This is a genomic window from Pseudomonas sp. Pse35 (assembly GCF_024519715.1).
GTDB lineage: Bacteria > Pseudomonadota > Gammaproteobacteria > Pseudomonadales > Pseudomonadaceae > Aquipseudomonas > Aquipseudomonas paracarnis.
The window spans coordinates 344,048-351,294 of sequence record NZ_JALJRP010000002.1 but is presented as its reverse complement, the minus strand read 5'-3'; the positions used below and the strand labels follow the sequence as shown (position 1 = coordinate 351,294).

Annotated in this window: 6 protein-coding genes; 4 read left to right on the top strand and 2 right to left on the bottom strand. The window is 57.9% G+C overall.

Going from position 1 to position 7,247, the window contains the following annotated elements; translation table 11 throughout:
- Window positions 1-321: 321 nt before the first annotated feature.
- Together OC445_RS02300 and OC445_RS02295 are read right to left on the bottom strand one after the other, a co-directional pair.
- The gene (locus tag OC445_RS02300) at window positions 322-1,542 is read right to left on the bottom strand and encodes a CaiB/BaiF CoA transferase family protein (RefSeq protein WP_054920883.1); all 1,221 of its coding nucleotides are present in this window, start codon (window positions 1,540-1,542) and stop codon (window positions 322-324) included.
- 13 nt (window positions 1,543-1,555) lie between these two features.
- A complete protein-coding gene (locus OC445_RS02295) occupies window positions 1,556-2,737 on the bottom strand; it encodes an acyl-CoA dehydrogenase (RefSeq protein ID WP_262019922.1) in 1,182 nt (393 codons plus the stop codon).
- A 157-nt stretch (window positions 2,738-2,894) separates the two neighbouring features.
- Here OC445_RS02295 and OC445_RS02290 point away from each other — a divergent pair, with 157 nt between their 5' ends.
- The 4 genes from OC445_RS02290 (at window position 2,895) to OC445_RS02275 (ending at window position 7,140) form a co-directional block, all read left to right on the top strand.
- Window positions 2,895-3,794: a LysR family transcriptional regulator gene (locus OC445_RS02290; protein ID WP_034129262.1), complete on the top strand. Its 900-nt coding sequence runs from the start codon at window positions 2,895-2,897 to the stop codon at window positions 3,792-3,794.
- A gap of 452 nt (window positions 3,795-4,246) precedes the next feature.
- Complete coding sequence (locus OC445_RS02285) at window positions 4,247-5,368, top strand: Re/Si-specific NAD(P)(+) transhydrogenase subunit alpha (RefSeq protein ID WP_034129252.1); 1,122 nt, start codon at window positions 4,247-4,249, stop codon at window positions 5,366-5,368.
- 15 nt (window positions 5,369-5,383) lie between these two features.
- A complete protein-coding gene (locus tag OC445_RS02280) occupies window positions 5,384-5,704 on the top strand; it encodes an NAD(P) transhydrogenase subunit alpha (protein ID WP_003187417.1) in 321 nt (106 codons plus the stop codon).
- Entirely contained in the window at window positions 5,704-7,140 is a 1,437-nt protein-coding gene (locus tag OC445_RS02275; protein WP_034129251.1) for an NAD(P)(+) transhydrogenase (Re/Si-specific) subunit beta, read from the top strand. The genes OC445_RS02280 and OC445_RS02275 overlap by 1 nt, the downstream gene beginning before the upstream one ends.
- Window positions 7,141-7,247: the final 107 nt, after the last annotated feature.

Here is a 7,247-nt window from a genome sequence, read left to right as displayed (position 1 = left end):
GATTTCTTCAACAACTTCAACCACTTGCGCTTGCGATCTCTCGTAAGCGGGAGGCGAATTCTACAGCGTTACACGCTGCTGTCAACACCTCTTTTTCAACTTCCTTTTGGCTTCGATGAACTGAAGCAACTTGCTGCCGAAAACTGCGTAACTCATTGTTTACCAAGGAGTTTTCCGTTTCGACTGCGCCGGAAGTGGGGCGAATTATAGACAGATATAATTCGCCGTCAACTCTTAATTCCGCTTTTCTATCAATAAGTTAGCTTCGGCTAAAAAACAACCAGCTCTCCACTGGACTTCTATCTATATAGAAGGAAAAGCTTAAATAACACCTGCTTCCTTCAATGCAGCCACATGAGCAGCTCCCAGCCCCAGAACTCCTTGCAGCACCTGAAGCGTGTGCTCGCCCAGTAGAGGAGGCGCACTCCGGTACTCTACAGGCGTCTTGGATAAGCGTATCGGGCTCGCAACCTGAGGCACCATCCCCGCCAATGCATGAGGCAACTCCACCGCCAAGCCACGCGCCTTGACCTGAGGATCGGAAAACACCTGCGCCAGATCATTAATCGGCCCACACGGCACGCCCACTCGCTCCAGCTGCGACACCCACTCAGCGGTAGTCTTGAAGACCGTCGCCTGGCGAATCAAGGGAATCAGCTCCGCGCGATTAGCCACCCGTGCGCGATTGGTGGCGAAACGCACGTCATCCGCCCATTGTGGTTGCCCAGCGACTTCAGCGAATTTACGGAACTGCCCGTCATTGCCTACTGTGAGAATGAAATCTCCATCGGCAGTGGGGAAATCCTGATAGGGCACAATATTAGGGTGAGCGTTGCCCAGGCGCTTGGGCGGCGTCCCGGTGGTCAGGTAATTCATCGCCTGATTCGCCAGGCAAGCCACCTGCACATCCAGCAACGCCATGTCGATATGCTGCCCACCACCATCGTGATCGCGATGAGCTAGCGCAGCCAGGATAGCCACGGTCGAATAAAGCCCGGTCAAGATATCGGTCAAGGCTACGCCAACCTTTACCGGCCCGGCGCCTTCATCCCCTTCAGGCCGCCCCGTCAGGCTCATGAGCCCACCCAAACCCTGGATCATGAAGTCGTAACCGGCGCGCATCGCATAGGGGCCCGTCTGGCCAAACCCCGTGATGGAGCAGTAAATCAGCTCCGGGTTAACCTCTTTGAGGGATTCGTAGTCCAGCCCATACGCCGCAAGGCCACCCACCTTGAAGTTTTCGATCAGGATGTCCGACTTGGCAGCCAGGTCGCGTACCAACTTCTGCCCTTCCGGTCGCGTAAAGTCGATGGTCACCGACTCTTTATTACGGTTGGCCGATAGGTAGTACGCCGCCTCACTGGTGTTCTCGCCATCCGCATCCTTAAGGAAGGGAGGGCCCCAAGCGCGCGTGTCATCGCCGCTGCCCGGCCTTTCGACTTTGATCACCTCGGCCCCAAGGTCTGCAAGAATCTGCCCGGACCAAGGGCCCGCGAGTACTCTCGACAAATCCAGCACTCGCAGATGCGAAAGCGCGCCCATGCCCATGCTCCTATTAATAGAACGCTTGAAGACCGGTTTGCGCGCGCCCCAGGATCAAGGCATGCACGTCATGGGTCCCTTCATAGGTGTTGACCACTTCCAGGTTGACCAGGTGGCGTGCCACCCCGAACTCGTCAGAGATGCCGTTACCGCCCAGCATGTCCCGGGCCATGCGTGCGATGTCCAATGACTTGCCACACGAGTTACGCTTCATGATCGAAGTGATCTCCACCGCCGCCGTACCCTCATCCTTCATCCGCCCCAGGCGCAGGCAACCTTGCAGGGCCAAGGTAATCTCGGTCTGCATGTCTGCCAGCTTCTTCTGGATCAGTTGAGTAGCAGCCAACGGGCGACCAAACTGCTGGCGATCGAGTGTGTACTGGCGTGCGGTATGCCAGCAGAACTCAGCAGCCCCCAGCGCCCCCCAGGAAATCCCGTACCGTGCCGAGTTGAGGCAGGTAAACGGCCCTTTCAAACCACGTACATCCGGGAAGATATTTTCTTCCGGCACAAATACGTTATCCATGACGATTTCACCGGTGATGGAGGCCCGCAGCCCCACCTTGCCGTGGATAGCCGGAGCGCTCAGACCTTTCCAGCCTTTTTCCAGGACAAAGCCACGGATGTCCCCGGCATCATCTTTGCCCCACACCACAAACACATCCGCAATCGGACTGTTGGTGATCCACATCTTCGCGCCGGTCAGGCTGTAGCCGCCATCCACTTTGCGTGCACGGGTAATCATCGCACCCGGATCGGAACCATGGTTGGGCTCGGTCAGCCCAAAGCAACCGATCCATTCACCAGAGGCCAGTTTGGGCAAGTACTTCTGTTTTTGCGCCTCGGTACCAAACTCATTGATCGGTACCATAACCAGGGAAGACTGCACACTCATCATCGAGCGATAGCCGGAGTCGACACGCTCCACCTCCCGAGCAATCAAACCGTAGCTGACATAGTTCAAGCCACTTCCACCGTACTGCTCAGGGATCATCGCCCCCAGCAAACCGGTTTCGCCCATCTCACGGAAAATAGCGGGGTCTGTCTTTTCGTGGCGAAAGGCTTCGAGCACGCGGGGAGCCAGCTTGTCCTGAGCAAATTTCTCGGCGCTGTCACGCACCATGCGCTCTTCTTCGGTGAGCTGTTGATCCAGCAGCAGTGGATCGATCCAGTTGAAGCTTGCCTTGCCAGCCATGAATAAGTCCTCGCGGAAAAAATCAGAAGTCGTGGAACCAGACTAGGCGCGGTCAGCGAAGAGGGCAAACGAGGTTTTTGCATAGGCTTGTGCTAATTTCTCACTTCGTAACACTCAAAAAGCCCATAAATGCGCTTTATCTGTGAGGGCAATGTACATGCGCCGGAAAATCCCCAGTACCACCGCACTCATCAGCTTTGAGGCAGCAGCCCGCCATGAGAGCTTCACCAAGGCAGCAATGGAGCTTTCCATCACCCAAGGCGCGATTTGCCGACAGATCGCCAGCCTGGAGGAGTTTTTGAGTGTCGAGCTGTTTCGCCGCTCACGCCGCGGCGTGAAGCTGACGGAGGCGGGGCTGTCTTATAGCCGTAGGGTTGCAACACAGCTGGACGCCGTGGAGCGCGACACCTTGTCGGTAATGGGCCAGCAAGGCGCCAATGTGATCGAACTGGCGGTGGTGCCCACCTTCGGCACGCAGTGGCTGATCCCACGCCTGAAGGACTTTCAACATCAGCACCCGGAAGTCACGGTGAACCTGACGAACCGCACACGCCCCTTCCTGTTCGCCGATACCGAGTTCGATGCGGCGATCTACTTCGGAGATGCCGATTGGTCGGGTACGCAATCCCACAGGCTGATGGGCGAAAACCCAGTACCGGTCTGCAGCCCGCGCTTACTCGGCGACCGCACGCACTTCACCCCTCAACAGATCGCCGAGCTGCCACTGCTGCAGCAGACCACACGCCCCTACGCCTGGCGCCAATGGTTCAACGCCCAACAACTGAGCATCCCTCGCGACATGACAGGCCCTCGATACGAGCTATTCTCGATGCTGTCTCAAGCGGCCATACATGACATGGGCATCGCACTGATCCCTCCTTTCCTCATCCAGCAGGAGCTGAAGGAGCAACAATTGGTAATCGCCAGCACTGAAGCACTGACCAGCGAAAAGGCTTATTACCTGATGATTCCTGACAGAAAGGTCGAATCGGCCTCTCTGCATGCATTCAGGGACTGGCTGGTCGACCAGTCAAGACGCTACAACCCAAGTAAATGAAGGACAAAGCGCAATTACTGACTTTGTAGTCAAATAAATTAAGAGCCTACAGATGTACGTATATGTCGCATTTAAACAGACTGTACTTGTCAGCCAAAAATAAGGCTAAAAGCCATGTATTTCATGGCTCGTAGCGACTCTTACCGGTCAATGCACGACTATTCACACTGGCAATGGAAAAACGGACCGAAAACGCCTGAACGCCTTTAAAGACCTGTATTTAAAGAGGTTATTTCAGCCTGTTGCGACAATCAGTCACAGGGTGACTTGTAGTTAATTTTTCGTCACCCGTCATAATCCCTTGATGGCCGTAAAGTTCGCCTGCAAAATGCCGCGCCCCGCTGTCATTTCAGCGGGATCGTGCTGATCGGCCGCCCCAGTTGCGCCACTCGCGGTGCACTGGCCTTTTTACAAAAAGATCAAAAGCAAAAAGATCATGCAGGAGATTTGACGTGCACATTGGTGTTCCTCTCGAAACCCAGACCGGTGAAACGCGGGTGGCTGCCACCCCGGAAACCATCAAGAAGCTGATCGGCCAGGGCCATAAGGTCACTGTACAAAGCGGCGCAGGCATCAATGCCAGCATCGTCGACAGTGCCTATGAAACGGCAGGCGCTACCATTGGCAGCGCCAACGACGCATTTGGCGCCGAGCTGATTCTCAAAGTGGTTGCCCCCAGCGACAGCGAACTTGCGCTGATCAAAAGTGGCACCGTATTGGTGGGCATGCTCAATCCGTTCAGCAACGAAACCATCGCCAAGCTCGCCGAGCGCGGCATCACCGCCTTCGCCCTGGAAGCCGCGCCGCGCACGTCACGCGCTCAAAGCCTTGATGTGCTGTCTTCGCAAGCCAACATCGCCGGTTACAAGGCCGTGTTGCTGGCCGCTCATCACTACCCGCGCTTCATGCCGATGCTGATGACTGCTGCCGGCACTGTAAAAGCCGCACGCGTACTGATCCTTGGCGCCGGTGTGGCGGGCCTGCAAGCCATCGCCACGGCCAAGCGCCTGGGCGCGGTGATCGAAGCGTCCGACGTACGCCCGGCGGTTAAGGAGCAGATCGAATCCCTGGGCGCCAAGTTTGTCGACGTTCCCTACGAAACCGATGAAGAGCGTGAATGCGCCGTCGGTGTCGGGGGCTACGCACGCCCGATGCCCACCAGTTGGATGCAGCGCCAGGCCCTGGCCGTGCACGAACGCGCCAAACAGGCCGATATCGTCATCACCACCGCCCTGATCCCGGGCCGCAAGGCTCCGACCCTGCTCAGCGCCGATACCGTAGCGCAGATGAAACCCGGCTCGGTGGTCATTGACCTCGCTGCAGCCCAAGGTGGCAACTGCCCGCTGACAGTGGCCGACCAGGTCGTGGTGGAAAACGGCGTGATCATCTGCGGCCCGACCAACCTGGCGGGCGCTGTCGCCGCCGATGCGTCGGCCTTGTATGCGCGCAACCTGCTGGACTTCCTGAAGCTGGTTTTCACCAAGGAAGGGCAGTTTGAAATCAACCTCGAAGACGACATCGTCGCCGCGTGCCTGATGTGCCGCGACGGCCAAGTCATCCGCAAAAACGCCTAAGCAGGGATTCAGACGATGGAAGAGCTTATCTCCCCCGGTATCTACAACCTGATCATCTTTGTGCTGGCGATTTATGTCGGTTATCACGTGGTCTGGAACGTAACACCCGCATTGCACACGCCGCTGATGGCCGTGACCAACGCCATTTCCGCGATTGTCATCGTCGGCGCCATGCTGGCTGCCGCGCTGACCGTCACCCCGTTGGGCAAGACCATGGGCACACTGGCCGTGGCCCTGGCGGCGGTAAATGTCTTCGGTGGCTTCCTGGTCACCCGCAGAATGCTTGAAATGTTCAAGAAGAAAGCCCCGAAAGTAAAAGAAGAGGCGCCCAAGTAATGAGCATGAATCTCGTGACGACGCTCTACCTGATCGCGTCGATCTGTTTCATCCAGGCCCTCAAAGGCCTCTCGCACCCGACCACTTCGCGGCGCGGCAACCTGTTCGGCATGCTCGGCATGGCGCTGGCGGTACTCACTACCGTCGGCCTCATCTATAAGCTGGGGGCTGAACTGGCGACTGCCGGTATCGGCTACGTCATCGTTGGCCTATTGGTTGGCGGTACCGCCGGCTCGATCATGGCCAAGCGTGTTGAAATGACCAAGATGCCCGAGCTGGTCGCCTTCATGCACAGCATGATCGGCCTGGCAGCGGTGTTCATCGCCATTGCCGCCGTGGTCGAGCCGCAGTCCCTGGGTATCGTCAAGCACTTGGGCGATTCGATACCGGCCGGTAACCGCCTGGAACTGTTCCTCGGTGCCGCTATCGGTGCAATCACCTTCTCCGGCTCGGTGATCGCATTCGGCAAGCTGTCGGGCAAGTACAAGTTCCGCCTGTTCCAGGGCGCACCGGTACAGTTCGGCGGCCAACACAAACTGAACCTGGTACTCGGCCTGGCAACCCTGGGCCTGGGCCTGGCGTTCATGTTCACCGGCAATCTCAGCGCATTTGCACTGATGCTGGCCTTGGCCTTCGTGCTGGGTGTGCTGATCATCATCCCGATTGGCGGCGCCGACATGCCCGTGGTGGTGTCGATGCTCAACAGCTATTCCGGCTGGGCAGCGGCGGGCATCGGTTTCTCGCTGAACAACTCGATGCTGATCATCGCCGGTTCCCTGGTGGGCTCCAGCGGCGCGATCCTGTCGTACATCATGTGCAAGGCGATGAACCGCTCCTTCTTTAATGTGCTGTTGGGCGGTTTCGGCAATGCGCCGGATGCTGGCGCTGCGACGGGCTCCAAAGAAGCACGCCCGGTGAAGTCCGGCTCCGCTGATGACGCCACCTTCCTGCTGACCAACGCGGACACCGTGATTATCGTCCCAGGCTACGGCCTTGCGGTCGCGCGGGCACAACACGCGCTCAAGGAGCTGACTGAGAAGCTGACCCACCACGGCGTCACCGTAAAGTACGCGATCCACCCGGTGGCGGGCCGTATGCCGGGGCACATGAACGTATTGCTGGCCGAGGCCGAAGTGCCTTACGACCAGGTGTTCGAGATGGAAGACATCAACTCCGAGTTCGGCCAGGCCGACGTGGTGCTGGTATTGGGCGCCAACGACGTGGTCAACCCGGCCGCCAAGAACGACCCGAACTCACCCATCGCCGGCATGCCGATCCTCGAGGCGTTCAAGGCCAAGACCATCATCGTCAACAAGCGCTCGATGGCCAGCGGCTATGCGGGCCTGGATAACGAGTTGTTCTACCTGGACAAGACCATGATGGTGTTCGGTGATGCCAAGAAGGTCATCGAAGACATGGTCAAAGCCGTCGAATAACACTGCGCCAGCGCAATACCCGAAACCCTGGCCTCACGTAGGCTGGGGTTTTTTTATGGTTCCCCCGTTCTGCGTGGGAACGGGGTGTTCCGCGTCCCGCTTTGCAC